The organism is Nocardia sp. NPDC004260 (assembly GCF_053603155.1).
The window spans coordinates 130,626-154,110 of sequence record NZ_JBSGEZ010000001.1; the positions used below are offsets into that span (position 1 = coordinate 130,626).

Genomic DNA, 23,485 nt, shown 5'->3' on the forward strand with positions numbered 1-23,485 from the left:
GGAGCGCAAGAGACGCCGCACGCGCCGGACGGTGCGCGTCGCGATCCCAGAGATGCGTCGACTACGAGACGCTCGGATCGACTGCTGATGCCCCGGGCGGACCGGCCACCGCATAGCCTCCCGCATGCCAGCGCAACAAGAGGTCGGCTCGCTCGCGGGTGGTCGCGATCAGGTCAGCGTTGCGCAAGTCGCTGTGGTGCACTTTGTCGTGTGCCGCCGCAGGGGTGCGGCCACCGCGAATGTGCCGGTCCAGCAGGCGATTCTCGATCGCATCGCGCGCGGCGTCCAGGTACCAGCACTCGTCCAGCAATGGGCGAACCGCGGACCACCGCCGCGTCCCGAAGTCGTCGAGCAGCAGGTAGTTGCCCTCGGTGAGGACGATTGACTGCCGGTCGAACACCACGCCACCGGGAACCGGGGCATCGATGGACCGGTCGAATGTGGGCCACGGCACCGGCTCGCCTACAGGAGTGGCGCGCAGGCGGCGCAGCTCCGAAACGTAACCGTCGACGTCGAAGGTATCCGGCTCGCCTTTGCGCGCAAGGCTTCCCGCCGCCCGCAGGACGTCGTTGGTCAGGTGGAATCCGTCCATGGGCGCGATTTCGGCGACCGCTCCGCCCGCCTCGGTATTGATCGCGTCGCGCAACGCGACCGACAAGGCGGATTTGCCCGCGCCGGGCGGCCCCGTGATGCCGAGCAGATACCTTCCCCGCCCGGCCCGATCCAGCACCCGCCGGACCAGCCAGCTCAACGGTCTGTCGACGAACTGCCCTGCCACCGCCGCCACACTACCGGCGGTCCACCGTTTCGGATCGCCACTTCCGCTGACCGGCGCTCGCGCTTCGCGAAGGTTATCCACACTCCTCCACAGAGTGATGCCACGCGCACGGGCGCTTGCCCGGCCCCAGCTGGGCATGGCGCGGATCACGCACCAGGAAAGCGGGAGGCGGACGCGTATGCGGCGCGGGCTTGTCGCCGTGTCCATTCGCGGCGCCGGCCCCCGTGGTTCCGGCCCACGAGAACAACGCGGCGATCAGACGCCGGCGCGAAGGCGCTGGCGTACCTGGGCGGACAACTCGGCCGCACGGTCGCGCAGCGCTTCGGTGAACGCACCGCGCGATTCGGCGGCTCCGCGGTCGCCACGATGCGCGATGACCGTGCGCCGAACCGCGGCGGGATGGTCGATGCGCAGCAGCGCGACGGTCGGCGGCAGCACGGGGACGGCGATGCCGGGGACCACCGTGATACCGAGTCCGGCCGCGACGAGACCGAGTTTGGCGAACCAATCACGCGCGACGAACGCGATGTCCGGCTCCCAGTCCGGGTCGCGCCAAGCACCGAGGAGGGTGGCGGACGGCTCCTGGCTGCCCGCGATCCATCGCTCATCGCGCAATACCTCGGGGGTCGCGCTGGTGGCGCCCGCGAGCGGATGGGTGGGCGGGACCGCGACCAGCAACGGATCGTCCACCAGGGGTTCGATCTCCACGCCGGAGGGCAAGGGGTCCGGCGCGGTCACCACGGCGAGGTCGAGGCGTCCGCGCGAGACGGCGGTGAGCAGCCTGGGACTGAGCCCCTCGCGCAGCGAGATCCGCACCTGCCGGTCACGGGTCGCGGAGATCGCCCCGGGCACCAAGGCGGCCATCGCGGTGGAGAACGCACCGACGCGCAGACGGCCCGCCGGGCGCGCCGTGAGATGACGGATGTCGTGCCGGGCCTGCTCCAGTTCGCCGAGGATCACGTCCGCGTGCCGCAGCACGATCCGCCCCGCCTCGGTGGGCTGCACGCCGCGGGCGTGTCGCTCGAACAGCGCGCGGCCCGCCGCCCGCTCCATGAGCGCGATCTGCCTGGACACCGCGGACTGGGTGTAACCGAGGTTCTCCGCGGCCGTCGAGAAGGATCCGCAGGCGGCGGCTTCCCGCATCACCCGGAGACCGGCGACGGTGAACTCATCCATGCGTAATTCTCATACCATATATGCGAGACAGTCGCTTGTCGCATACCTCGTACCGCCCTAGCGTCGTGGGCATGACCGCGATCGACAACAAGAGGCTGCTCACCGACATCTTCGAGCAGATGTCCCTCGGCAACACCCGCGCACTCAGCGACGCCATGGCCGACGACTTCCGCTGGGTCTTCCCCGGCGACTGGTCCTGGAGCGGTACGTGGCAGCCGAAACCAGCTGTGCTGGAAGGACTCCTGCGTCCGCTGATGGCTCAGTTCACCGAATACCGCTCGGCCGCGGACACGATCGTCGCAGCCGACGACCGCGTCGTCGTGCAGGCCCGCGCCGAGGCCGTGACCACGCGCGGGGAAACCTACAACCAGACCTATTGCTTCGTCTTTCGGGTCGCCGACGGGAAACTGCGCGAGGTGGTCGAGTACTGCGACACCGCGTTGGTCGAACGCGTGCTGACCCGTCCCGCCTGAGAGGCAGGGGCGGCCGACAGCTCAGACGAATGCCCGTTCGATGATCGCGCCGGTGTCGACGCCGGTGGGCAAAGTGCCGAACGCGATGCCCCAGTCGTCGCCGAGCCGGGTCGCGCAGAACGCGTCGGCGACGGCGGGATGACCGTGCCGGACCAGCTGCGCGCCTTGCAGCACCAGCGCCATCAGCTCGACGACACGCCTCGCGCGGTACTCGATGTCGTTGAGATCCGACAATTCCTTGCCGACCCGGGCGATCGCGTCGTCCAGGCGCGGATTCTCGCCCTTGGCGAGCGACACTTCGTTGAAGTACGCCTCCACCGTCTCCGGCTGACGCCCCATGGCACGCAGCGCGTCCAGCGCGGCGACATTGCCCGACCCCTCCCAGATCGACATCAGCGGCGCCTCCCGGTACAGCCGCGGCATACCGGATTCCTCGGCATATCCGTTGCCCCCGAAGCATTCCAGCGCCTCGGCCGCATGCGCGGGCGCCCGCTTGCACACCCAGTACTTGGTGACCGCGAGCGCGATGCGCCGCAGCGCCGCCTCGGCCGGATCGCCGCCCGCCCGGTCGGTGGCCCCGGCCAGCCGCATCATCACGGTGGTCGCGGCGTCGGACTCGATCACCAGGTCGGCCAGCACGTTGCGCATGGCGGGCTGGTCGATCAGCTCGGCGCCGAACACTTTCCGGTGCCGCGCGTGGTGCACCGCGTACACCGCGCCCGCCCGCATACCGGTCGCGGACCCGATCACGCAGTCCAGCCTGGTCATGTTCACCATCTCGATGATGGTCTTGACGCCCGCGCCCTCCGCGCCGACCAGCCAGCCCGAGGCGTTCTCGTACTCGATCTCCGAAGAGGCATTGGACTTGTTGCCCAGCTTGTCCTTCAGTCGCTGGATGCGGATCGGGTTGCGGGTGCCGTCCGGCAGCACCCGGGGCAGCAGGAAACAGGACAGGCCGCCGGGCGCCTGCGCCAGCGTGAGGAACATGTCCGACATCGGCGCGGAGGTGAACCACTTGTGGCCGACGATCCGGTAGGAGCCGTCCGGCTGCGGCGTCGCGGTGGTCGTGTTGGCGCGCACGTCCGAGCCGCCCTGCTTCTCGGTCATCGACATACCCGCGATGAGCCCGGCCTTGGTGGACGGCTCGCGCAACCCGAATTCGTAGACGCGGGAGCCGAGCAGCGGCTCGTATTTCGCCGCCAGTTCCCGGTTGTGCCGCAACGCGGGGACCACCGCGTAGGTCATCGAGATCGGGCACATGTGGCCCGCGTCGGCGGCGCCCCAGGTGTAGAACTTCGCCGCGCGCGCCACGTGCGCGCCCGGCCGGTCGTCCAGCCACGGGGCGCCGTGCAGGCCGTGCTCGACGGCGACGCGCATCAGGTCGTGCCAGTGCGGATGGAACTCGACCTCGTCGATGCGGTGCCCGTACCGGTCGTGCGTGCGCAGCACCGGCGGATATTCGTTGGCCAGCCTGCCCCACTCCTGCGCCTGCGCGCCGCCCGCGAGCGCGCCCAGTTCTCGCACTTCGGCTTCCGCCCAGCCCGCCCCTTCCCGGTGCAGGCCCTCGAGCAGCGCCGGATTGCGCGACACGTCGAACGGCACGATATCGGGCACCTGGTTGAAGACTTCATGCGTCTGCATCTGACACTCCTGATTCCAGCCGGGCGCCACCCGCGCCCGGGTCGTCGCGCACGCCGAGTGCGCGCATCGCGAAAGCGGTGAGTTCGGGGACGACGGATTCGCCGTGCGGCGCGTCGGCGAGCGGCCCGACGAGCACCTCGCCGATCGCGCCGACCAATGCGGCCGCGCTGATCCTCGGGTCCTGCGGCGGGATCTCGCCTCGCGCGATGCCCTCGGCCACCGCCGATTCGAAGGTCTCGGCGAACGCCCGCCGGAAGTGCAGGCGTTCGCTGTCCACGGCCGCGTCGACCGGCTCGGCGAGCAGCACGTAGGCCAGGTTCGGGTTCTTCAGCGCACGGCCCGCGAAGGTCTCCACGGCCGCGGTGACCCGTTCGACGGCCGTTCCGAGCGCGCCCGCCGCGGCCACGGCGGCGACCTCGCGGGCGACCACTTTCCGGAACACCGCACGCACCAACGCGGACTTGCCGTCGAAGTTCTTGTAGACCGTGCCGGTGGCCAAGCCCGCCTCGGTCGCGACCGCCGCCATGGACAGCGCGGCGTAGCCGCCGCGCGACAGCACCTTCGTCGCGGCCTGCACGATCAGCCCCGCCTGAGCGTCCAGGCGGGCCTGCACAGCGGGAGTTCTGCGGTAGGCCACCCAAGAAGTGAAGCACGAATTCATTTCTTCACACAAGGGTGCTTTTACGGCGTATGGTCGAGCGCGTGACGGTACTCATCGAACGCAACGGCCCCGTGACGACCGTGATCCTGCACCGGCCCGAAGCACGCAACGCCGTGGACGGGCCGACCGCCGCGGCGCTGGCCGACGCCTTCCGTGAGTTCGACGCCGACCCCGATGCGGCGGTCGCGGTGCTGTGGGGCGACGGCGGCACCTTCTGCGCGGGCGCCGACCTGAAGGCACTCGGTACCGAGCGCTCCAACCGGGCCGCTGAGGACGGTGACGGCCCGATGGGACCGACCAGGATGCGGCTGTCCAAGCCGGTGATCGCCGCGGTCTCCGGCTACGCGGTGGCGGGCGGGCTCGAGCTCGCGTTGTGGTGCGATCTGCGGGTCGCCGAACAGGACAGCACCTTCGGCGTCTTCTGCCGCCGCTGGGGCGTCCCGCTGATCGATGGCGGTACCGTCCGGCTGCCGCAGATCATCGGCGCGGGCCGCGCCATGGACCTGGTGCTCACCGGCCGCGCGGTCGCCGCCGAGGAGGCGCTGCGAATCGGGCTGGTGAATCGCGTGGTGCCCGCCGGTGAAGCCCGCCGTGCGGCGGAGGCGCTGGCCGCCGAACTGGCCGCGCTGCCGCAGACCTGCCTGCGCTCGGACCGGATGTCGATGCTGGAGCAGGAGGGGATGACCGAGGAGTCCGCGCTGCGCAACGAATTCCGCCACGGGCTGACGGCGCTGGCCGACGGCGCGCTGGACGGCGCGCAGCGCTTCGCGGCCGGCGCGGGCCGGCACGGCGCTCGCGCCTGAGCCCCATGGGCCGGCTGAGCGTCGTCGACGAGATCTTCCTGCGCGGCCACCGAGGGCTCGGCACGCCGATCGCCTTGCAGGGGCTGTGGCGGACGGCCGACCGGGTGGACCCTGCGCTGCTGGTGCGAGTGCACGAGGCGCTGCGGTCGGGCCCTTTGGGACGCAGAGTGGTTCGCCCGCGCGTTCCGGGAGCTCGCCGGGCCTGGCGGGCGAATGTCCGGTCGTATCCGATACGCCGCGCCGAGGGCGTCCTCCCGGTCGCGGACCTGCTCGACTGGGCCGACGTGCAGGGCGCCGGGCTCGATCCGGAATACGGCCCGGGGTGGCGGCTTTCGACCGCGGCGCTGGATGACGGCGGTTCGGTCGTCTCCCTCACGTGCTCGCACGTGCTGGCCGACGGGCGCGCGCTGGTACTCGCGGTGGACGACGCACTGGGCGGCGCTCGGGTACGTCCGGCGGATCTCTCCGCACGGGAATCGGATTGGGCCGACGCCCGCCGCCAGTGGTCGATCGTCCTGCGCGGTACCGCGGCGGCGCTGCGGCACGGGGTTCCGCGGCAACCCGCCGCGCCGAGCCGGGACGAGCGGCCGCGCAGGGCCGACAACGCGACGCACAGCGCGATCCTGCAATGCCCGGCCGCGGCGTGGGATCGCGTGGCGGCGCGCGACGGCGGTACGTCCAACAGCCTGTTCATCCAACTCGTCGCGAGGGTGCTCTGGGACAGCGGGTTTCCCGGCGACACGATCGAAACCAGCCTGCCTGTCGACACCCGCGACGAACCCCGTGTCGACAACGATCTCGCCATGACGCGCATCGCGATCACCCGCGCCGACACCCCGGCGACAATCCGTGCGCTGGCCCGTTCCGCCTATGAGCACCGCATGTCCGCGCCGAACGACATGCCCGAAGAACTCCTCCAGGTGATTCCGGACCGCTGGGCCTACGCACTGTCCAAAGGCGCGGGCGAACGCGACATTCTGTGCTCCAACATCGGCACGCTCCCGGCCTCGTTGCTCGAACTCGGCCCACACCGCTGCACCGGCGTCGCCGCTCGCGCCATCCATCCCGGCCTCACCAGCTCGCGACTGCCCCGCACCCGCCTCTCGGGCTACCTCTGCCGTATCGGCGACGATTACGTGCTCAGCCTGGTCTCCCTCGACCCGGCGCGGATCGAGTCCGCCGGTGCGCTGCGCGAACTGGCGGTGCGCGCGGTGAATTCCGCGGGCTTGCACGCCTCGCCGTGGTGATTCCCGCGGACTGACACGCCGAGCGTCCCCACGCGCGCCCGCCGAGCGGCGAGCATATCCACGGGCGCGCACCCCGGCTCGCGGATCTCCGCACGGCCAGTTCATACGACACGCGCAAAATTTCGGCGAACAGCGGTGAGTTTTGTCGACCTGGTATGAAATCCGATAGTTTCGCCCGCCGGTCACGGCGATTCGCGCGAATGCCGACGACCGCGATCGGTCGGGTCGGCCGACTCGCCGTGTGGCGTGCTCACCGCCGACGGCGGCACCGCCCGATAAAGTCTGCGGCGTATGCCGAGTGAGGGCCGCGACGACCCATTTGCCGTGCAAGTCCGTTTCGCGCAAAAAGTTCCGATTCCATCGATACTCGACTGGAGCATGATGAACCGAAGGCATTCGCGTACTCTCGCCGCGATCATCGCGGTGGTGGTGACCGCTACCGGCGCTTTCGCTGTTTCCGATTCCGTGGCGGGCGCCGCGCCAGGAGAGATCAACGCCGGTGGACTGCATCTGATCGCGTCGGCGAACGCCAACAACTTCGCGCCCGCCGGTGACATCGCGCCGGGGATTCCGTTCGTGCATTCGGTGCGGGTGTCCGGAGACTTCTCGGTGTCTCTCGACGGCCCCACGGCGCTGCGCGGCGGAGAGATCGCCGTCGGATATCTGGTCGGCTGCGCGGTCGACATCTCCAACGGCATCTCGATCGGTATCTCACCCAGCGTCGGAATCAACGCCGGGATCGCGCCCTCCTTCGGCCTGGAGGGCTCCCTCACCTTCGAGGCGCCCTCCGTGCAGATGAACATGCCCGATCAGCACATGATGATGATGCCCTCCCTGCAACTGATGGCGCCGCCGAGCGTCACCGTCGGCGCCGCCGTTGCCATCCAGCCCAGCATCGGCGTCGAGGCGGGCGTCGCCGGCGAACTCGCGGTGAACCTGGCCCCCGGTTCGGTCACGGCGGCGGTGGTCGGCGCGGCGGAAATCGACGGGGAATCCGAATTCCCCTACACCTTCGCGCACACCAATACCCCGTTGAATGTCAGCGGTTGCCTTTCACCGGCTTCGGCCATGCCTTTTGTCACCGTACGGGCCGATTCGAAAAGGGCAACCGCGCAAACGACCGGCTATGGCGCCGCGTTCTGGTTCTGACCGTCGCGCCGCATCAATCCGTCCAGCAGCGCGCCCAGTCCCCAGTCGAACTGCGCGTCCGAGATCCACTGCGCCAGTACGGCGGCATTCGCGCGGGTGCGCGGCCACCGGTCACCGTCCACGGTGTCGAACGCGGCCGCGCGCCCGGCGATCCGCTCGGATTCCGGCGCCAGCGGGAGTCTTCCGTCGGTTTCCGCGACTTCCATGGCGAGCGAGCCGATGACCTGCACCATCACGGCGTAGGCCGCGCGGGCGCAGTCCTCCTCGGGGAGGCCGGTTCTGGCCAGGCAGTTCAGCAACGCCTCCCCGACGTCTCGTGCGGCGTCGCCGTCCATGGGCGCGCTCATCATCAACCCCGCCACCGCGGGATGTCTCCGCACCTCGGTTCGTAGTCCACGGGCGAATTCCAGGACGGCCGCGCGGGGTTCGACGCCCGGGTCGGCGAGCACGGCGACCGGCACCGCTCCGAGCACCCGTTCGACCACCGCGCGCTCCAGGTCGGCCCGGCTCGCGACGTAGGTGTAGACCGCGTTCGGATTCACGCCCAGCCGAGTCGCGACCGATCGGATCGACACCGCGGCGACACCGCCCTCGTCCATGAGTTCCATGGCGGCATCGACGATCTGCGTGTCACTGAACGCCCGTCGCTCGGGTCTGGTCCTGCGTTCTCCGGGTGTTGACTTCGCCGTTGCCACCCGGTTGACTGTACCCCGTACAGCTACCTGTACCCCGTACAGTCAGAATTGAGACGCCATGCCCGCACGCCCCTGGCCCGTCATCGCCCTGCTGGTGGCCGCGCCGATCACCCTGAACGTCGCCTTCGCCGGACTCGGCTCGGCCTTCGACTATCCGCACGTGTTACGCGAACCCGCGGCCGAGGTGCTCGCTCTGTTCCGGCAGAACCAAACCGCCGTTGTCACCTGGTTCGTCGTGCTGGCCGTCGCAGCCGCCGCACTGGCGCCGTTGGCGGTGCTGATCGGCAGGCTGGACCGCGCACCGGCCATGCGCGCCGCCGTCGCGACGGGCGTCGCGGCCGCCGCCGTGCAGGCGATCGGCTTGCTGCGCTGGACCGTCGCGGTGCCGGCGCTGGCGGCGCGGGCCGCCGAGGAAGGCCCCGGCTCCTCGGCCGTGCGCACTTTCGAAGTGCTGGGCGCGGTGCTCGGCACCGGCCTCGGCGAGACGGCCGGATACACCCTCACCGCCGCGTGGACGGCCTTGGTCGCCATCGCGTTGCGGCACAGAATGCCCGCAGTGTGGAGCGCACTCGGCTGCGCCTGCGCCGTCTTGGTGCTCAGCGGAGTACTGGTACCGCTGAACGTCCCGCTCACCGCGCAGGCGAACTTCGCGGGCTATGTGCTGTGGAGCATCTGGCTCCTCACATTCGCGGCGCTGCTCGCCTGCCGCCCAGCCGCCTCGGCGGCCCGCCACGACTCCGCGTCCGCGCAGCCGGTCGACGCGCCGCACCCGCTGTGACGCCCGCGAAAACCCGAGCAACCGTGTGGGTCACGCGCAGCGGTCGACATCGCCGGACTCGCGCCGTCGTCCTCATCCCCGCAAGTAGTCAGCGGGCGGGGGCAGAGCGCCCCAGGACGTCGGCGGGGACCGAGACGCCGGGGTCCAGGTCCGCGGAGTCGATCGGGGTGTCCCACATCTGGCGCAGCGGGAGGACACCGGCCCACACGCCGCCGTTGTCGATGTCCGATGGGTCGTCCTTCGGGCCCCCCGCACGGACCTTCACCGATGCCTCGGTGAGGTCGAGAGCGAGCACCTTCGTGGCGGCGAGCTCCTTCTTGCTCGGGGGCCGCACGCGCGACCACGCGCCCGGTGCGGCGTGCTCGACGATCACGCGCAGCCCGTGCAGTCGTTCGTCGTGCTCGGTCACCTCCCGCGCCCGGCCGAGCACGACCGCGGAGCGGTAGTTCATCGAGAAATGCATGGCCGAACGCGCGTAGACCACGCCGTCGACCAAGGTCACCGCCACCGAGATGTCGGCGGCGAGCGCCGCGCGCAGGTTTCCCGCGCCGGTGGAGCCGTGCAGGTAGAGCGTGTCGCCGTCGCGGCCGTAGGCGGTCGGCAACACGACCGGCGCGCCGCCGAGCAGCACACCGAAGTGGCAGATCAGCCCGGCGTCGAGCACCGCGTCCAAGTCGGCGCGATCGGTGCGGGCACGGTCGGTCAGCCGGGTCGGCGTGCTGCGCGGCGTCGGCGAGAGGGGAGCGCGTGGGCTGACTGTTTCGGTCATGAACCCAGCATCGAGCCGCTAATGGCATTATCAAAGTGCCAATTCGAATGATTCTCACCAGTCCACTTCGAGGAGGAGTCGTGCTGGATGACCTTCCCCTCGACCTCGATCGCGACCTGGCGCAACCGCTGTCGGTGCAGATCGCCGATCAACTGCGCCGCGCGGCGACCAGCGGGCCGCTGCGCGGCGGCGACCGGTTGCCGTCCACCCGCGCGCTGGCCGGGCGGCTCGGCGTGAGCCGCACCGTGGTCGCCGCCGCATACGACCAATTGCACGCGGAGGGCTGGCTCGACGGCAGACGCGGCTCCGGAACCTACCTGACGACCGCACCGGCCGCCGCGCCCGCGCGCACCGGCCCCGTGCACGACACCGACGCCGCGCCGCAGCTGTTCGACCTCGCCCCCGGCGCGCCGTGCGTCGACGCCATCGATCCGGCCGCGTGGCGCCGCGCCTGGCGCGCCGCGGCGGACCACTCCCCGCTCGTGCGCAAGGACCGCGCGGGCGAACCGGAGTTCCGCACGGCGGTCACCGAGCATCTGCTGCGTCACCGCGGGATCGGCGCGGGCAGCGACACGGTGCTGCTCGCCACGGCGGGAACCAGTTCCGCCGTAGGCGAATTGGCCGTGGCGCTGCTGCGGCCGGGCGATGCCGTCGCCATGGAGGATCCCGGCTATCAGCGCGCCGCAGGGGCATTCGCGACGGCCGGTCTCGAGGTCGTCCCGGTTCCCGTCGACGCGCACGGACTGCGCGTCGACGCACTGCCGTCCCGGATCAAAGCGGTGTATTGCACTCCGGCGCATCAATTCCCACTCGGCGCGCGGATGCCCGCGGCGCGGCGGGTCGAGCTGGTGGAGCATGCGCGCCGCTCCGGGATCTTGGTCATCGAGGACGACTACGACGGCGAATTGCGCTACGACACCGCGCCGCTGCCGCTGCTGGCCACCATGGCTCCGGACGTCGTCGTCCACCTGGGCACGACGAGCAAGATCCTGTCCCCCAGTTTCGGTGTCGGCTGGTTGCTCGCCGCTCCGGAGATCGCCGGGGCGGTGCTCGCCCACCGCGAGCGCACCGGCACCGGCCCGAGCACGGCGGGCCAGCGCGTGCTCGCCGCTTTCGCCGCACACGGTGATCTGGCCAGGCACCTGCGCAGGCTGCGCCGCATGCTGCCACCGCGCCGGGCGCTGGTGGTGACCGAACTGCGCCGCCGCGGACTCGGCGTGCTCGGCGACGACGCGGGTTCGCACGTCGTCGTACCGGTGGAGTCGGCCGAGGACGAGCTGCGCGTGGTCGCCGAAGGCCTGGCGCACGGTGTCGCGCTGGACGGGTTGGCCAGACATCACCTCGGATCGCGCCGGGACCACTTCGGCGTCGCGCTCGGCTACACGGCGCTGTCCTGGCCGGAACTCGCCGTGGCCGTCCCGAAGGCCGCCGCGTGCCTGGCCCAGCCGTAGCATGGTCGGGGTCAGCGAACAGGCCCGGAGGCGGCAGCGCAGCGTGATCACGCGGAGCCCCGCACATGCCGGAAAGGACGGACCATGAGCGAACAGGACATCCTGGCGCGGATCAAGGAACTGGTCGACCAGGAGCACCAGCTGCGCTCGCAGGCGACTCGCGGCGAATTGGACCCGAGGACCGAACGCCAGCGCCTGGCCGAACTGGAAGTGATGCTGGATCAGGCCTGGGACCTGCTCCGCCATCGCCGCGCGCGGATCGACCAGGGCGAGTCCCCGGACGCGGTCCAAGCCAATACGGTTTCGCAGGTCGAGGGCTACCTGCAGTAGGCGCGGCGATGTCGAACACACCAGCCGACTACGACGTCATCGTGATCGGTGGCGGACCGGCGGGCGAGAACGCCGCCGCCTACGCCGTCGCGGGCAGCGACCGCACGGCCGCCATCGTGGAGCGTGAACTCATCGGCGGCGAATGTTCCTATTGGGCCTGCATCCCGAGCAAAGCGCTGTTGCGGCCGGGTCACGTCCTGGCGGCCGCGCGGGCGATGCCGGGTGTTTCGGCCACCGGCCTCGACGTCGATGCGGTGCTGCGGCGGCGCGACGCCTTCGTGCACGACCATGACGATGCCTCCCAGGCCGACTGGGCGCGCGGCAAACACATCGACGTCGTGCGCGGCACCGGCCGCCTGACCGGCACGCGCTCGGTCGAGGTCGGCGGGCGGCAGTTGCGCGCCCGGCATGCCGTGGTGCTCGCCACCGGCACCACCGCGAACGTGCCCGACGTGCCCGGCCTGCGCGCCGCGCTGCCGTGGACCTCCCGCGACGCCACCAATCTGCACGAGGTCCCGCGGCGGGTCGCCGTGGTCGGCGGCGGCGTGGTGGCCGGTGAGGCGGCGACCTGGCTGGCCACGCTCGGGGCCGAGGTCGACCTGCTGGTGCGCGGCTCGGCGCTGCTGGCCGCCAACGAGCCGTTCGCGGGCGAACGGGTGGCGGCGGCGCTGACCGACGCGGGCGTGCGGGTGCGTTTCCGCACCGAGCCCACCGCCGTCGAGCGCCCGGTCGCGAAGGACACCGGCGAGGGCCGGATCCACGGCGGTCCCGTCACGGTCCGGTTGCGCGGTCCCGAAGGCGAGTCGGCGCTGGAGGTGGACGAGATCGTGGTGGCGGCCGGGCGCGCACCCGCCACGAACGGGCTGGGCCTGGACACGGTCGGGCTGTCCGACGGTTACATCGCGGTCGACGACCATCTCACCGCGCGCGATGTCGAGGGCGAGTGGCTGTATGTGGTCGGCGACCTCAACCACCGCGCCGCGCTCACCCACATGGGCAAGTACCAGGGCCGGGTGTGCGGCGACGTGATCGCCGCGCGGGCCGAGGGCCGGCCGCTGGAGGATCCACGGTTCGTGGCGAGTTCCGATCATGGCAAGGTGCCGCAAGTGGTGTTCACCGCGCCGGAGGTCGCGGCGGTCGGCCTGACCGAGGCCGCGGCCAGGGACGCGGGGCACTCGGTGGAGACCGTCGAACTCGACATCGAGGTGGCCGGATCGGCGTTGTCCCGGGACGACTACGCGGGCCGCGCGAAACTGGTGATCGACCGCGCCACCGATACGCTGCTCGGCGCCACCTTCGTGGGGCCCGACGTGGGCGAGCAATTGCACGCGGCGACGATCGCCGTGGTCGGCCGGGTGCCGCTGTCCACTCTCTGGCACGCCGTGCCAGCTTTCCCGGCGGTCAGCGAGTTCTGGCTGCGCCTGTTGGAGGAGCGGCGCGCGTAGCTACCATTTGAAAATGGTGGCAACAACGGATATCGCGACCGCCGACGGAGTCGTCCGCGGTCGCCGGGGCCGCCGCGTCCTGCGCTGGCGGTCCATTCCCTACGCGGCTCCTCTCATCGGAGACCTGCGGTTTCGCGCTCCACAGCCGGTCGAACCCTGGTCCGGCGTGCGGGCGGCGACGGACTTCACCTCCGCGGCGATGCAGCATCGCTCCGGGGCGCGAATCGGGCCGCGCGCCTATCAGCCGACCAGCGAGGACGCGTTGACACTCAATGTCACCATGCCCGCGACACCGGCGGCGAGCCCGCGCCCGGTGCTGGTGTTCATCCACGGCGGCGGCTATCTCATCGGAACCTCCGCGCTCGGGCTGTACTCCGGCGCGCGACTGGCGCTGCGTGGCGATGTGGTGGTGGTCTCGCTGAACTACCGGCTGGGTGCGTTCGGCTACGTCGACTTCAGCGAATTCGGCACCGCGCGGGAACCGTTCGACTCGAACCTCGGCTTACGTGACCAGCTCGCCGCATTGGAGTGGGTGCGCACCAATATCGCGGCCTTCGGCGGCGATCCGGACAACGTGACGATCTTCGGCGAATCGGCCGGGGCGCACGCCGTACTCGGTCTCCTGGCCACACCCAAAGCCAAAGGGCTTTTCCATCAGGCCATTTCCCCAGAGCCCGCCCGCCGACTGGGCAGTGACCGCCGAGGAAGCCCGCGGCTTCGCGCGCCGCTGCGTCGCCGCGCTGGGCGCCACGCCGGACACCGCGCATACCGCCCTGCGCACCGCGGGCGCGAACGACATCCGCCGCGCGGTCGATCGCACCATCGCACAGGTGGTGCGGGAACAGCCCGGCGCGTTTCCGGTGTGCCCGGTGGTGGACGGCGAGTTCCTGCCGGTTTCCCCGGTCGACGCGATCACCGACGGCTCCGCGCACCGGGTGCCGCTGATCATCGGCACCAACCGCGACGAGGGCACGCTGTTCGCCAGGTTCGCCGACGAACTGCCCACCACTCCGGACCGGCTGCGCTCGGCGCTCGGCAACTCCACCGAGACCGAGTCCAAAATCAAGGCGGCGTATCCCGGCTATCCCCAGCCGAAGGCCGCGGTGCGGGCGGGCGGCGACTACACCTTCTGGCGTCCTTCGGTGAAGGTCATGGAAGGTCACAGCAGGCACGCGCCGACCTACGCCTACCGTTACGACTTCGCACCGCGCGCCCTGCAACTCGCCGGGATCGGCGCCACGCACGCGACCGATCTCGTTCCGGTCTTCGGCGTGACGGATACTCCGATCGGCCGGGCCTTCACCGCCGCGGGCGGCAGGCGCGGACTGCGGGCGGTCACCGAGCAGTTCCAGGACAACTGGCTGGCTTTCGCGCGCACCGGAGCTCCGCTGCCGTCCTGGCCCGCTTATACGGAGGCCCGCAGGTCCACCCTGATCATCGACTACCCCACGCGCGTGGAACACGACCCCGACCGGGAGAAGCGACTCGCCTGGCAGGGCGTGCGGGTCCCGACGCTGACCTGAGCCGCTACTTCAGCAAGCGCGACATCCGCCGGTCGGCGAGGACCTTGCCGCCGGTCTGACAGGTGGGGCAGTACTGGAAGGACCGTTCGGCGTAGGAGACCTCGCGGACCGTGTCGCCGCAGACCGGGCAGGGTTGCCCGGTTCGCGCGTGCACCCGCATACCGGAGCGCTTCTCGCCTTTGAGGCGGGCTGCGTCCTGCCCCACCGAGCGTCGCACCGCGTCGGTGAGCACCGTGCGCATGGCGGTGTACAGCTCGGCTGTTTTGTCCGCCGGGAGGGTCTTGGTGTTCGCGAACGGCGAGATCCGCGCCGTATGCAGGATCTCGTCGGAGTAGGCGTTGCCGATGCCAGCGAGCAGCGCCTGGTCCACGAGCGCGGTCTTGATCCGCTGGGAGGTGCCGTGCAGGATCTCGGCGAACTGCGCCTCGGTCACCTCCAGCGCGTCGGGGCCCAGGCGCGCGATACCGGGCACCGCCTTCGGGTCCGCCACCACATACACCGCGAGCCGCTTCTTCGTGCCGGCCTCGGTGAGGTCGAACGCGGGTGTCGCCCCTTCGGGTGTGAAGAAGTGCACTCGCAGCGCCAGCGGGCTCTTGCCGCCCGGCTTGGGCGGCGTCGGGCTCGGCTCATCGATCCAGCGCAGCCATCCACCCCGCGACAGGTGCGTGACCAGCCACAGCCCGTCGCATTCCATGCCGAGGAATTTGCCCCAGCGCCCGGCGCCGGTGACGTCTCGGCCGGACAGTGCGGTGACCGGGGGCTCGAACGTCTTGACAGCGCTCAACGCGGCCACGTCGACGCGGCCGACCACGGCGCCGACCGCATGCTCCCGGAGGAACTGAGCCAACGCTTCCACTTCCGGTAGCTCAGGCACGGAGTTCAGACTACCCAGCCCTACCGACAACCTGCCGGTTCTCACACGGCAGCGGACGGATCACTCCCCGCGGCGCAGCAGATAGATGTCCATGATCCAGCCCTTCCGGTCGCGCAACTCGGCGCGGCGGCGCACGATCTCCTCGCCCACCTCCGACAGCGGCCCCTCGATCAACGTCTCGTCCGGCATGCCGAGGTAGGCGCCCCACCAGATGTGCGCGCCGCGGTCCGAAATCGTGGTGAACGAGCAGTCGCCGTCCAACATCACCAGGGCGTTCTCTGCGCCGAGTCCCTCCTCGCGCAGGCGACGGCCGGTGGTGATGCGTACCGGCTCACCGATGCCGTGCAGCACGATCCGATGCCGGGCGGCCAGGGCCTGCGCGCTGGTGATGCCGGGAATCACCTCGTAGTCGAAACGCGCCACGCCGCGAGCGAGCACCCGCTCGATCATCCGCAGCGTGCTGTCGTACAGCGCGGGATCACCCCAGACCAGGATGCCGCCGACGCCGTCGGCCGCGGCGAACGCCGATTCCAGCAGTGCCGAGCGGCGATCGTGCCAGTCGTCGACCACGTCCACGTAGTCGGCGGGCGTGCGGTCCCGCGGCGGGTCGGCGATCGGCACGATCCGGTACGGCCTATCCATGTGTTCGGCCAGGATCGCCGTCCGCACGTCGACCAGTTCCCGCTTGGCGTCCCCCTTGCCGATGACGAAGAACGTCTCGACCTGCCGCATCGCCTTGACCGCCTGCACGGTGACCTGGTCGGGGTCGCCTGCGCCGATGCCGATCACGTAGAGCTTGCGCATGGGCTCGAGCTTGCCAGGGCCGCGGCGGGCCACCGTCGTCAGGCGTGGCCAGGGACGCGCCCGATCGGCTCGCCGAGTGTGCGAGCGCGAAGACTAGAGTTGCCAGACGTGGCTCATGACGCGCTCGATCCGGCATCGGCTCCCGACACCCAGTACGAGGACCTGTTGCGGCTGGTGCTGACGTCCGGCACGAAGAAAGCCGACCGCACCGGCACCGGAACGCGCAGCGTCTTCGGCCACCAGTTGCGCTACGACCTCGCGGCGGGCTTCCCGCTGATCACCACGAAGAAGGTGCACCTCAAGTCGATCGTCTACGAGTTGCTGTGGTTCCTGCGCGGCGACTCCAACATCGGCTGGCTGCGCGAGCACGGTGTCTCCATCTGGGACGAATGGGCCGACGCGCACGGCGAACTGGGCCCGGTCTACGGCGTGCAGTGGCGGTCGTGGCCCGCGCCGGACGGAACGCACATCGACCAGATCTCCCAGGTGCTGCACACGCTGCGCACCAACCCCGACTCCCGGCGCATCATCGTCTCGGCGTGGAACGTCGCCGACCTGGACAAGATGGCGCTGGCGCCCTGCCACGCGTTCTTCCAGTTCCACGTGGCCGACGGGAAGCTGTCCTGCCAGCTCTACCAGCGCAGCGCCGACCTGTTCCTCGGCGTGCCGTTCAACATCGCCAGCTACGCCCTGCTCACCCACATGGTCGCCCAGCAGACCGAGCTGACGCCCGGTGACTTCATCTGGACCGGCGGGGACTGCCACATCTACGACAACCACCTCGACCAGGTCGCCGAGCAACTCGGCCGCGACCCCTACCCGTTCCCAACGCTGCGGCTGCATCCCGCGCCGACGCTGTTCGACTACCGCTACGAGGACGTCGAGGTGATCGACTACCGGCACCATCCGGCCATCAAGGCCCCGGTGGCGGTGTGAGCGAGCGGACGGTCGGGCTGATCTGGGCGCAGACCCTGGACGGGGTGATCGGGTCCGGCAACACCATCCCTTGGCGGCTGCCGGAGGACATGGCGCATTTCAAGGACGTCACCTGGGGGCATCCCGTGGTGATGGGCCGACGGACCTGGGATTCGCTGCCGCCGCGGTTCCGGCCGCTGGCCGGGCGGCGCAATATCGTGGTGACCAGACAGCCGGACTGGTCGGCCGAAGGCGCCGAGCGGGCGTCGTCGGTGCCGGAGGCGCTGGCCAAGTGCGCCCCGGACGCGGTCTGGGTGGCCGGTGGCGGCGAGATCTACCGCGCCGCACTCGAGTTCGCGACCGACCTGCGCGTCACCGAGATCGATACCGCGGTCGAGGGCGACGCCTTCGCGCCGTCGATCGGACCGCAGTGGCGGCCCGACGACCCGGAGCCGTGGCGCACCTCGGCCACCGGCCTGCGCTTCCGCATCCGGCACTACACCCGGCGGCCCGCTTAGCGCGCCACGCCAAGAGGCTCCGCGAACGCCGCCCCCACGGGCGGGGACGGTCGAACCCGGCCCGCGCCGCGACGGACTCGGGCATACTCCTCGATATGCGGGCGGCCGGACCCGCGTCCGGTCGAACGCCTGGAGCCGTTGCCAGCAGCCCGGCATCGGCTGTGGTGCTCTGCGAAAGGCGGTCCATGGAAAAGAAATCGCTGACTGCGGTAGCGCGCCAGCAACTGAAGCTGGCCGCCCTCGCCACGAGCGGGCGCAGTTCACAGACAATCTATGGCGGCCACACGCATACGCTGCGGCAAACGGTGGTCGGCCTGATCGCCGGGCACAGCCTGGCGGAACACGACAACGCAGGCGAAGCCACGTTGCAGGTGCTCAGCGGCACTCTGGTGCTGCTCAGCGGCGCCAACGAATGGAAAGGCTCCGAGGGCGACCTGATCGTGGTGCCCAAGGCGCGCCACAGCGTCAAGGCGATCGACGACGTCGCGTTCCTGCTGACGGTGGCGATGTAGCCACCACGATGCGGGTCCGTAGCCCGGCCGGACCGGTCGGGCACTAGGGTGTCGATCATGGGTGAGCCGCAGCCGATCCTCGAACCGCTCACACCGTCCGCGATCTTCTTGGTCGCCACGATCGACGAGGGTGGCGAAGCGACGGTCCGCGACCTGCTCGCCGATATCACCGGCCTGCGCCGCTCGGTGGGCTTCCGCCTGCCGAGCGCGAACCTCACCTGCGTCACCTCGATCGGCTCCGACGCATGGGACCGCCTGTTCGCCGGCCCGAAACCGGCTGAGCTGCATCCGTTCCCCGGTTACGTCGGCGCACGCCACACCGCGCCCGCGACGCCGGGCGACCTGCTGTTCCACATCAAGTCCGAGGTGCAGGACGCCTGTTTCGAGCTGGCCATGGCGATCGGCGACCGGCTGGCCGGTGCGGGAACGATCGTGGACGAGACGGTCGGCTTCCGCTACTTCGAGCAGCGCGACCTGCTCGGTTTCGTGGACGGCACGGAGAATCCAGAGGGTCGCGCGGCCTTCGCCGCGGCGCTGGTGGGCGAGGAGGATCCGGACTTCACCGGCGGCAGCTACGTGATCGTGCAGAAATACACGCACCCGCTGGCGGACTGGCGCGCGCTGTCGGTGGAAGAGCAAGAACGCATCATCGGACGCACCAAACTGGACGACTTCGAACTCCCCGACGAGATCAAGCCGGCCAACTCGCACGTCGAGGTCAACACGCTGATCGATCCGGACGGCACCGAACGCCAGATCCTGCGCGGCAACATGCCCTTCGGCAGCGTGCGCGAGGGCGTGTTCGGCACCTACTACATCGCCTACGCGGCCACGCCGAGCGTCACCGAACGCATGCTCACCCGGATGTTCCTCGGCACCGGCGAGGCGGCCTACGACCGCATCCTGGATTTCTCCGTCGCCCAAACAGGCACCTCGTTCTTCGCACCCACCGTCGATTTCCTCGACGATCTGCCCCCGGCGCCGTGGGAGGCGGCGGAATCCGTGGTGTCCGTGGACACCGACGGCGCCGGTCCCGCAGATCTGCCCGGCACCGCCGCGCCCGCGGGCGACGGCGCCCTCGGTATCGGCTCGTTGAAAAGGAGCATCCGGTCATGAACAACCTCCATCGCGAACTAGCGCCGATCACCTCCGAGGCGTGGGCGGCCATCGAGGAGGAGGCGACGCGCACGTTCAAGCGGCACATCGCGGGCCGGCGCGTCGTCGACCTGTCCGGCCCGCACGGCGTCGACTACTCCGCGGTGGGCACCGGGCACACCACGGCGATCGACTCGCCGGACGCCGGGGTGTTCGCCCGTCAGCGGGTGGTCGCGCCGCTGGTCGAACTGCGCGTGCCGTTCACGCTCGACCGCGAGGAACTCGACAACGTGGAGCGCGGCGCGCAGGACACCGACCTGGACCCGGTGAAGGACGCCGCGAAGAAGATGGCGTTCGCCGAGGACCGGGCGATCTTCGAGGGCTATCCGACCGCGCACATCACCGGCATCCGCGCGAGTTCGTCCAACGATCCGATCACGCTGCCCAGCGACACCCGGCTGGTCCCCGAAGCGATCGCGCAGGCGTTGACCGCGCTGCGCCTTGCCGGTGTCGACGGGCCGTACTCGGTACTGCTCAGCGCCGATCTGTACACCGCGGTGAGCGAGACCTCCGACCACGGCCACATGATCCGCACGCACATCGAGCGCCTGATCCCGGAAGGGGAAATCATCTGGGCGCCCGCCATCGACGGCGCGATCGTGCTCACCACCCGCGGCGGCGACTTCGATCTGCGCATCGGCCAGGACCTGTCCATCGGCTACCTGACGCACGACAGCACGTCGGTGCAGCTGTACTTCCAGCAGAGTCTGACGTTCCTGGTGTACACGGCCGAGGCCGCGGTCCCGCTGACCCTCTGAGCACCGGTCACATCTGGGAACGGCCAGGTGCGCGGCCGGAGCGCGAAGCGGTACGGTGACCGGAATGCGCCATGAACAGGTAGGTGAGATGACGACGGTGCGGGCGGGTGTCGTTCCGACGCAGCGCGCCGTGTTCTACAGCGTGCTCGGCATCCTTGCCACCGTTACGATCTGCGGTTCGTTCGTCGCCGCGTTCGGGGTGAACCGGGTGTTCACCGGTCTGCTGGCCGGGGCCGTCGTCGGTATCGCGGTGCTGGCGGCCCTGTTCACCCGGGACGCCGTCGTGCTCACCGAACACGCCATCTACCGCCGCAAGCCGTGGACGGTCTCCCGCATCTCGTGGGACCGCGTGGTGGCCGGGCGCTTCACGCTCGACGAGCGCGCCCGGTGGTCGCTGGCGCTGGACCTCATCGGTGGCGACGAACCGCACGGCGAACTGGTGCTGTTGTCCATTCCCCCGGTGGTCCGCCCGGTCGCGGGAGCGTACGACCTGCGCAAGCGCGACCAGGTCACGGAGATCCGGGCGATACTGCGGCGCAAGCGGATTCCGGTGACGGTGCTGCCGCAGATCGCGTGCGCGTTGCAGGAGCATTGGCAGATCGCGCCGCCGACGCACTGAGGGGTGGGTCAGCCGAGCCGGCTTCTTTCGTCGTTTCTGCTCAGCGCAACTCGCGGATCAGCACATCGAAACGCGGGGCGTCAGGCCAAGATGGGCGCAGCCATCCGACCCTTTCCCAGCCCCAACGCCTATAGCGCGCGTAGGCGCGCTCGTTGTCCGCTTCGACGAGCAGTGTCGCGCGCTGTTCGGATCGAGAACCGAGCAGTTCGTCATGCAGTGCCCTCGCTATGCCCTGCCCGGCGTATTCCGCGCACACCATGATCTCGCTGAGACCGAACGTGCGCGCGCCGTCCTCGGTGGTGAACTCCTCGAGGTCACCGCTGTCGAGATGTAGTCCTGTCCACCATCGCGCGTTCGGGGGTAGCGGCCATCCCCAGATCTGCCCCGCAGGTTCACCGTCGACTCGGGCAAGCACATATGCGAAGCCGCTGCCACGGGGACCGGTGTAGGAATCGAACCGGCGCATGAATTCCGAAGGCGAATCGAATGGATCTCCAGAGGCGATGGCATCGACGTATGAACGGCGGTAGACGTCTTCGACGATCTCTCTTCGCGAACGTGCTTCGGTAGCTGTGTAGTGCTGGAATTTCAGGCCAGCCGGCAAGCCGGTCACGCGGTCACCGCCTTCCGCGTCATGGAGTCGTACAGCTCCCGGAACTCCACACCGGCGGACACACGATCGACTGCTGTTCGAACCGGCGCGAGGCGGCGCAGTGTGCGTGTCGATGCAATGGCAGACAGTTCCGACAACGCCGGGAAGCCGTGCTCGAGCGCACCGGTGATATCGCCGAGGCGAGCCCTGGTAGCGGCCGACCATGCGCGGACGATCGTGGCGTTACGCATTGCCGCAGGGTGATCGACGGCAGCCGTGTACAACTCGACAGATCGACGCAGGTCGCCGATGTCCGCGTAGCCGCGAGCCTCGTGGTCGGCGATCTCCGAGTAGGTGACGAATCGCAGCCATTGCGGAACTTCTTCCAGCGGTTCGGACTGCATGGCTTGATCCAACTCTCGCCATGCTGTCGCGATAGCACGCCCGAATGCCGTTCTGTCACCGAGTATTCCGTACGCCTGCGCCTCACGAACGGCGATCAAGGCATGTATCCGACCCGGTGGCCGACCGCGCATGAGAGTGCGAGCACGATCAGACAGTTGCAGTGCTTTGTGCGGGCTTCCCCCTCGGCTGGCGCGAGCAAGGGAGCTTGATTGATTCGCCGCATACAGGCAAGTGTGTGCGATGAGATCATCATCATCGGCCTCGGTGCCGAGCGCCAGGGCGTCAGCAAAGCACCGGCGCGCAAGGCGGTGCCGGTCCGCGTCGTAGGCTAACCACCCGGCGAGCACGGCAAGTTCTCCAGTCGCCTTGGTGAAAGCGCTGCCGGTGGTGGAATCGAATACACCGGTTTGCAGCCGGTCCAAGGCTTGCGTCAGCTTTTCGACGGCAAGACCGACCAGTTGCGCACCGCCTGTGCGCTGATCCTCCTGATCGAGTGCGTCGACATCGGCCAACAGTCGCTGGACGTCACTCATATCGATTCGGCCGGAGCTGTCCGGGATGATCACCGCGACAGCGCCTACCGCAGCTAGCTTGTTGAACTCACGCCGCTTCACCTCGTCCTCGACTTCCCGCACATGCAGACCGGCCGCGCCGTCACCGGCATCGGCCGGTTCGGACTGGATGGTTTCTGTGCCGCCCAGAACAGGATGCCCTCCGGTTTGCGATGGTGCACCTGCCAACTGATGCCAGAACCGCTGCCGCTGCGCCGGTTCGAGACAGTCGTAGACCGTATCGAGCGCTTCGGCCGACCGACCCTTGACCGGACGCTCGGCTGTGGCCTTCTGCTCCCACTTCTGCACAGTCGCAGTCTGAAATCCGACCTTCTCCGCGAACTCCTCTTGTGTCATGCGCAAAGCAACTTCGCGCAGCGCTCGGACTTCTTTCCGTGTCCACGTGCTGACGATCATTTACCCGCCCCCTCGCCCGTGCCTCCAACGGTCCGTACGAGAAGCGTACGACCTCGAGGCGAGTTGTGTGCCTGGGATCACATGCTCAGCGCGGACAAGCTAGAAGCGCCCCGCCGCCGGGTTGAACCCACACCGAGCAACCTGACCAAGAGGTCTGAAACCGATGGAGCACATTCCTTTCGGGGATACACCCCCGTCCCGCTGCCACTTCTACCGACGTGTTTGTGATCTGCCCGCTGTGATCGACCCGCCAGAGCTGGGGCGCATCATCATGCGCACGTCGCACGTAGGAGCGTTGACCATGCCCGCTCCGCTAGGGCGAGCCGTCAGGCAAGTCATGCAGCGCCGCAGGGATGCGATAGGGCCGATCGTGGCGCATCCTCGCTCGAACAGGTGGACCTACATTGTGCGGCCCGATTTCCCCGACGACACAAGACTTTTCGCGG

The 23,485-nt window shown here is 69.6% G+C and carries 25 protein-coding genes and 1 pseudogene; 16 read left to right on the forward strand and 10 right to left on the reverse strand.

All coding sequences use genetic code 11. From position 1 onward, the window contains the following. Positions 1 to 61: 61 nt before the first annotated feature. Positions 62 to 778 (reverse strand): nucleoside/nucleotide kinase family protein, encoded by a 717-nt coding sequence (locus tag ACWEO7_RS00685; RefSeq protein WP_452419889.1) that lies wholly within the window; start codon positions 776 to 778, stop codon positions 62 to 64. 255 nt (positions 779 to 1,033) lie between these two features. Beyond that, a complete protein-coding gene (locus ACWEO7_RS00690) occupies positions 1,034 to 1,954 on the reverse strand; it encodes a LysR family transcriptional regulator (protein ID WP_452419890.1) in 921 nt (306 codons plus the stop codon). A 71-nt stretch (positions 1,955 to 2,025) separates the two neighbouring features. Here ACWEO7_RS00690 and ACWEO7_RS00695 point away from each other — a divergent pair, with 71 nt between their 5' ends. Beyond that, the gene (locus tag ACWEO7_RS00695) at positions 2,026 to 2,427 is read left to right on the forward strand and encodes a nuclear transport factor 2 family protein (RefSeq protein ID WP_452419891.1); all 402 of its coding nucleotides are present in this window, start codon (positions 2,026 to 2,028) and stop codon (positions 2,425 to 2,427) included. Between the two features lie 21 nt (positions 2,428 to 2,448). Here ACWEO7_RS00695 and ACWEO7_RS00700 read toward each other — a convergent pair whose 3' ends face one another. Continuing rightward, positions 2,449 to 4,068: an acyl-CoA dehydrogenase family protein gene (locus ACWEO7_RS00700; RefSeq protein ID WP_452419892.1), complete on the reverse strand. Its 1,620-nt coding sequence runs from the start codon at positions 4,066 to 4,068 to the stop codon at positions 2,449 to 2,451. Then, complete coding sequence (locus ACWEO7_RS00705; protein WP_379250710.1) at positions 4,055 to 4,705, reverse strand: TetR/AcrR family transcriptional regulator; 651 nt, start codon at positions 4,703 to 4,705, stop codon at positions 4,055 to 4,057. Before ACWEO7_RS00705 ends, ACWEO7_RS00700 begins: the two co-directional genes overlap by 14 nt. 53 nt (positions 4,706 to 4,758) lie before the next feature. On the opposite strand from ACWEO7_RS00705, the gene ACWEO7_RS00710 reads away from it, so the two are divergent. The 3 genes from ACWEO7_RS00710 to ACWEO7_RS00720 all read left to right on the forward strand — a co-directional run bounded on the left by ACWEO7_RS00710 (position 4,759) and on the right by ACWEO7_RS00720 (position 7,928). Continuing rightward, positions 4,759 to 5,532: a crotonase/enoyl-CoA hydratase family protein gene (locus ACWEO7_RS00710; protein WP_452419893.1), complete on the forward strand. Its 774-nt coding sequence runs from the start codon at positions 4,759 to 4,761 to the stop codon at positions 5,530 to 5,532. 5 nt (positions 5,533 to 5,537) lie between these two features. Next, positions 5,538 to 6,779 (forward strand): hypothetical protein, encoded by a 1,242-nt coding sequence (locus ACWEO7_RS00715; protein WP_452419894.1) that lies wholly within the window; start codon positions 5,538 to 5,540, stop codon positions 6,777 to 6,779. Positions 6,780 to 7,157: 378 nt separating this feature from the next. Beyond that, a complete protein-coding gene (locus ACWEO7_RS00720; protein ID WP_452419895.1) occupies positions 7,158 to 7,928 on the forward strand; it encodes an MspA family porin in 771 nt (256 codons plus the stop codon). Here the strand turns inward: ACWEO7_RS00720 and ACWEO7_RS00725 are convergent. Then, a complete protein-coding gene (locus ACWEO7_RS00725; RefSeq protein ID WP_452419896.1) occupies positions 7,904 to 8,623 on the reverse strand; it encodes a TetR/AcrR family transcriptional regulator in 720 nt (239 codons plus the stop codon). The two genes, ACWEO7_RS00720 and ACWEO7_RS00725, sit on opposite strands and share 25 nt — an antisense overlap. 58 nt (positions 8,624 to 8,681) lie before the next feature. On the opposite strand from ACWEO7_RS00725, the gene ACWEO7_RS00730 reads away from it, so the two are divergent. Continuing rightward, a complete protein-coding gene (locus ACWEO7_RS00730) occupies positions 8,682 to 9,401 on the forward strand; it encodes a DUF4386 family protein (RefSeq protein WP_452419897.1) in 720 nt (239 codons plus the stop codon). 88 nt (positions 9,402 to 9,489) lie between these two features. Here ACWEO7_RS00730 and ACWEO7_RS00735 read toward each other — a convergent pair whose 3' ends face one another. Then, positions 9,490 to 10,170, reverse strand: coding sequence for a pyridoxamine 5'-phosphate oxidase family protein (locus ACWEO7_RS00735; RefSeq protein WP_450026954.1), 681 nt, complete (start codon positions 10,168 to 10,170; stop codon positions 9,490 to 9,492). An 80-nt stretch (positions 10,171 to 10,250) separates the two neighbouring features. Between ACWEO7_RS00735 and pdxR the strand changes: the two genes are divergently transcribed. From pdxR to ACWEO7_RS00760, 5 genes and pseudogenes are all read left to right on the forward strand, one after another. Continuing rightward, on the forward strand, positions 10,251 to 11,621 hold the full coding sequence (gene pdxR / locus ACWEO7_RS00740) for a MocR-like pyridoxine biosynthesis transcription factor PdxR (protein ID WP_452419898.1): 1,371 nt from the start codon (positions 10,251 to 10,253) through the stop codon (positions 11,619 to 11,621). Positions 11,622 to 11,705: 84 nt separating this feature from the next. Next, on the forward strand, positions 11,706 to 11,951 hold the full coding sequence (locus ACWEO7_RS00745) for a DUF2630 family protein (protein ID WP_450026573.1): 246 nt from the start codon (positions 11,706 to 11,708) through the stop codon (positions 11,949 to 11,951). Between the two features lie 8 nt (positions 11,952 to 11,959). After that, a complete protein-coding gene (locus ACWEO7_RS00750; protein WP_452419899.1) occupies positions 11,960 to 13,396 on the forward strand; it encodes a dihydrolipoyl dehydrogenase family protein in 1,437 nt (478 codons plus the stop codon). 13 nt (positions 13,397 to 13,409) lie between these two features. Next, positions 13,410 to 14,003: pseudogene (locus tag ACWEO7_RS00755) on the forward strand (carboxylesterase family protein); the annotation flags it as partial. A gap of 85 nt (positions 14,004 to 14,088) precedes the next feature. Beyond that, positions 14,089 to 14,919: a carboxylesterase family protein gene (locus tag ACWEO7_RS00760; protein ID WP_452419900.1), complete on the forward strand. Its 831-nt coding sequence runs from the start codon at positions 14,089 to 14,091 to the stop codon at positions 14,917 to 14,919. 4 nt (positions 14,920 to 14,923) lie between these two features. Here ACWEO7_RS00760 and ACWEO7_RS00765 read toward each other — a convergent pair whose 3' ends face one another. Both ACWEO7_RS00765 and cobF read right to left on the reverse strand, forming a co-directional pair. Then, on the reverse strand, positions 14,924 to 15,793 hold the full coding sequence (locus ACWEO7_RS00765; protein ID WP_452419901.1) for an Fpg/Nei family DNA glycosylase: 870 nt from the start codon (positions 15,791 to 15,793) through the stop codon (positions 14,924 to 14,926). Positions 15,794 to 15,853: 60 nt separating this feature from the next. After that, complete coding sequence (cobF, locus tag ACWEO7_RS00770) at positions 15,854 to 16,597, reverse strand: precorrin-6A synthase (deacetylating) (protein ID WP_452419902.1); 744 nt, start codon at positions 16,595 to 16,597, stop codon at positions 15,854 to 15,856. A gap of 108 nt (positions 16,598 to 16,705) precedes the next feature. On the opposite strand from cobF, the gene ACWEO7_RS00775 reads away from it, so the two are divergent. The 6 genes from ACWEO7_RS00775 to ACWEO7_RS00800 all read left to right on the forward strand — a co-directional run bounded on the left by ACWEO7_RS00775 (position 16,706) and on the right by ACWEO7_RS00800 (position 21,074). Then, positions 16,706 to 17,533, forward strand: a complete 828-nt coding sequence (locus tag ACWEO7_RS00775; protein ID WP_452358323.1) for a thymidylate synthase — start codon at positions 16,706 to 16,708, stop codon at positions 17,531 to 17,533. After that, positions 17,530 to 18,030, forward strand: coding sequence for a dihydrofolate reductase (locus ACWEO7_RS00780; protein ID WP_452419903.1), 501 nt, complete (start codon positions 17,530 to 17,532; stop codon positions 18,028 to 18,030). Before ACWEO7_RS00775 ends, ACWEO7_RS00780 begins: the two co-directional genes overlap by 4 nt. 185 nt (positions 18,031 to 18,215) lie before the next feature. Further along, positions 18,216 to 18,542 (forward strand): cupin domain-containing protein, encoded by a 327-nt coding sequence (locus ACWEO7_RS00785; RefSeq protein WP_452419904.1) that lies wholly within the window; start codon positions 18,216 to 18,218, stop codon positions 18,540 to 18,542. A gap of 57 nt (positions 18,543 to 18,599) precedes the next feature. Further along, positions 18,600 to 19,658 (forward strand): Dyp-type peroxidase, encoded by a 1,059-nt coding sequence (locus ACWEO7_RS00790; RefSeq protein WP_452419905.1) that lies wholly within the window; start codon positions 18,600 to 18,602, stop codon positions 19,656 to 19,658. Next, positions 19,655 to 20,455 (forward strand): family 1 encapsulin nanocompartment shell protein, encoded by an 801-nt coding sequence (locus ACWEO7_RS00795; protein ID WP_452419906.1) that lies wholly within the window; start codon positions 19,655 to 19,657, stop codon positions 20,453 to 20,455. Before ACWEO7_RS00790 ends, ACWEO7_RS00795 begins: the two co-directional genes overlap by 4 nt. Positions 20,456 to 20,519: 64 nt before the next feature. Continuing rightward, positions 20,520 to 21,074, forward strand: coding sequence for a hypothetical protein (locus ACWEO7_RS00800; protein WP_450024508.1), 555 nt, complete (start codon positions 20,520 to 20,522; stop codon positions 21,072 to 21,074). A gap of 40 nt (positions 21,075 to 21,114) precedes the next feature. Here ACWEO7_RS00800 and ACWEO7_RS00805 read toward each other — a convergent pair whose 3' ends face one another. After that, positions 21,115 to 21,687: a GNAT family N-acetyltransferase gene (locus ACWEO7_RS00805; RefSeq protein ID WP_452419907.1), complete on the reverse strand. Its 573-nt coding sequence runs from the start codon at positions 21,685 to 21,687 to the stop codon at positions 21,115 to 21,117. Continuing rightward, entirely contained in the window at positions 21,684 to 23,039 is a 1,356-nt protein-coding gene (locus ACWEO7_RS00810; RefSeq protein WP_452419908.1) for a helix-turn-helix domain-containing protein, read from the reverse strand. Before ACWEO7_RS00810 ends, ACWEO7_RS00805 begins: the two co-directional genes overlap by 4 nt. Positions 23,040 to 23,485: the final 446 nt, after the last annotated feature.